The 3042-nt window shown below is 61.8% G+C and carries 2 protein-coding genes; one reads left to right on the top strand and one right to left on the bottom strand.

Features of this window, described 5'->3' with window-relative positions; translation table 11 throughout:
- On the bottom strand, window positions 1-1447 hold a 1447-nt coding region (locus tag WCA53_RS09070), incomplete at its 3' end, for a sigma 54-interacting transcriptional regulator (RefSeq protein WP_423908201.1).
- A 349-nt stretch (window positions 1448-1796) separates the two neighbouring features.
- Here WCA53_RS09070 and WCA53_RS09065 point away from each other — a divergent pair.
- A complete protein-coding gene (locus tag WCA53_RS09065) occupies window positions 1797-2702 on the top strand; it encodes a VOC family protein (RefSeq protein ID WP_423908199.1) in 906 nt (301 codons plus the stop codon).
- Window positions 2703-3042 lie beyond the last annotated feature (340 nt).

The raw sequence follows: 3042 nt of genomic DNA, 5'->3' as shown, positions 1-3042 counted from the left end.
GGATGATGCCGCGTTCGATGACGTTCTCGAACTCGCGGATGTTGCCTGGCCACTTGTGATTGAGCACGGCCTGGAGCGCGCGCGGCGTGATGCCTGGAACGTGCCGTCCATGCACCGCCGAAAGCCGCCTGATGAAATACTCGATCAGCAGGGGCAGATCGTCCCGTCGATCGCGCAGCGGCGGAATGTGGATCGGGAAGACATTGATACGGTAGAACAGGTCTTCGCGAAAGCGCCCCTCCTTCACCGCCTGCGGCAGGTCCTCGTTGGTGGCCGCGACGACGCGCACGTCCAGCTTGATCGTGCGCGTGGAGCCTAATCGCTCGAACTCGCCGCTTTGTAGCACGCGCAGCAGCTTGCCCTGCGCGCTAAAGCTGAGGATGCCGATTTCGTCGAGAAAGAGGGTGCTGCCGTTGGCAGACTCGAAGCGGCCGGCGCGCGACTCGGTGGCGCCCGAATAGGCGCCGCGTTCGACGCCGAACAGTTCGGATTCGATCAGTTGCTCGGGAATTGCCGCGCAGTTGATTTCGACAAACGGCTTGTCGGCCCGTGTGCTCCAACGATGCACCTCGCGCGCGACGGCGCTTTTGCCAACGCCGCTTTCGCCGGACAAGAGCACGGTCGCGCGCGTGCTGGCCACGCGCCGTACCTTGTGCAGCACCGATGTGAAGCTGACCGACGAGCCGATGAGGCTCGCCATCGACGGCTCCGAAGGTGTGCTGCCGGACTGCGACACCTGCGCCGCCGACGCGACGGCGCCTGCGACGATCGATACGCGCGTTGGCTGTGTGGGCGCGAGGTCAAGATAGTGCAGATCCTCTTCGGGATCGTCCCAGCTCTCGACTGGCTGTGCGATCACGCGGCACTTGGCTTGTCCCATCGCGCGGCATTCGACTTCGCGCGCAATAATGCGCTTGCCCATGATCTTGCTGAGAAAGCCGGACGTATAGCCGATGCCCATCCAGCAAGCAGGCTCGTGGCCGACGCCGTGACTGGCGATTTGCATTTCGTCTTCGCAGCCGTGATTCCAGAAGAATTCGGAATAGCAATAGCCGAGCGTGCTGTCGATTTCGATGTGAACCGGCTCTGCCTGCACAAACCCTTCGAGCGCATGCAACTGCGCGCCCGCCGCAATGATGTCCATTTGCGACCGGTGCTTGCGCACCTTCCACGCCAGCTCTGCATCGCTTGAACCCGCCGCGTAGCCGAGTCGCGTGAACATCCGCCGCGCTGCCTCCAGGCCGAGCGAATCGACCAGCTCGCGCCGCAGCGTGCCCAGAACGTCGATCGACAGCAGCGCCATGCGGCGGTCCTGCAGCCAGATCCGTCCCTCGACCGGGTTGAAATGCAACTGCTCAGCGATATCGCTGAAGTCCATCGCGTCGAGCAGGACGAATTCTGGTGGCAGCGCGCAACCCGGTCCATTCCGGTTGATCGTCGCGTCCATGATTTCCCTTTGCTTGTGACTACATGTTGGTTGCCGCCGCAACCTTAAGGGCTTGCCTCCCTGTGCGTAAATTCATGAAATCCCGCAGTCGTCACCAAGCAGTGCTGCTCGCATTCATGAATTTATGAACCGGGTGTGTGGGTCGCCCATTGACGCAGTCGTGCGGCGCGACCCGCTATTTCGCTGCGCAGCCTTGCCCGGCGTGCCACGCGGGTGGTTACCACGTGCCGCGCCGCGAAACTGGCACAGCGCTTGCATAGTGTGGTCAGCGATTCACGAAAGTCGTAGCGCGTTCGTGAATTTGCCAGTCCTTAATAAACATAAGCGTGATGGAGGGGATATGGCCAACATGGCTGCTGCAATTTCGAACCTGGGTTATGTGGTACTGGGGGTCAAGGATCTGGGCGTATGGGCTGACTTCGCTCATAACCTGATGGGCTTTCAGGTAGGAACTGCCGATGCCGGTAACGCGCTCTTGCTCCGCATGGACGAGCACATGCAGCGCATCGTGCTGGAAAAGAACGACGCCGACGATATTCAGGAGGCCGGATGGGAGTTCGAGACCGAGGAAGAACTGGACTGCTACGCAGAGCAGCTCCGCGCAAACGGTGTGACCGTAACCCAAGGCGATCGCGACTACTGCACTCGACGGCGCGTCGAAAAGCTGTACCACTGCCAGGACCCGAACGGCTACCGGCATGCATTCTACTTCGGCCCGGCCATTGCGCCGATGACGGATCAGTTCCGCTCCAGAGTCCTGCGCGGCGCCGGGTTCGAGACCGGGCCGCTCGGTATAGGCCACATTCTTACGCGCTCGGATAACTATCCGGAGTCTGTTGCGTTCTACCGCTCCGTGCTCGGGTTCCGTGTCAGCGACTATATCCGCGAGGAGCGCGAACCGGGCATCGTCGTCGATGCGACTTTCATGCATACGAAGACCGGCCGTCACCATTCCCTCGCGACGGCGGCAGTTCCCGGGCCGAAGCGGCTCAATCACCTGATGGTGCAGGTCAAGGAAATGGACGATGTCGGCCTCGCGTACGACCGCTGCATCGCGGCTGGCGTGCCGATGATCCTGCACCTCGGCCACCATCCGAATGACCGCACGTTCTCTTTCTACGTGCAGACCCCGTCAGGCTTCGCGCTCGAATACGGCCACGGCGGCATCGTGATCGACGACGCCACGTGGAACGTCGTCAGCTATTCGAAGCTGAGCGACTGGGGTCATAAACGCACGCCGCCCGTGCCGGCCTGAAGCAGGACGCTGTCCACCGTCTTTTCGTTCCTCCTGCGATTGCTGTGAACCGGCACGCGCTGTCGGCGGGGAACGTGTTGCCTTTTTCTGGAGATGGAAAGTGAGTATCTGGATCGATTTTCTCGGAGCAGCAGTCCGTTATGTCCGTACGCCGAGCTTCGTGTTCCTTTCGACGGGGCACGTGTAATGGCGACTCCGGTGACTATTTCACGTGCGGACATGGCCCGCGACGCGACGCCAGACACCTGTGTCGACGCATCGCTTTTTCGCGCCGGAATGCGACGTCTTGCCGGCGGCTGCTCGGTGATCGCGTCGCGTAGCGGCGACACCCGTGCGGGCC

It is taken from the genome of Caballeronia sp., assembly GCF_049581465.1.
GTDB lineage: Bacteria > Pseudomonadota > Gammaproteobacteria > Burkholderiales > Burkholderiaceae > Caballeronia.
Note: the sequence above shows the minus strand (reverse complement) of the source record. Positions and strands in the feature narration are given on the sequence as shown.

What these genes read in the sequence shown, in the direction of transcription:
- WCA53_RS09065 (WP_423908199.1), top strand. Translation starts at nt 1,797, where the DNA reads ATGGCTGCTGCAATTTCGAACCTGGGTTATGTGGTACTGGGGGTCAAG.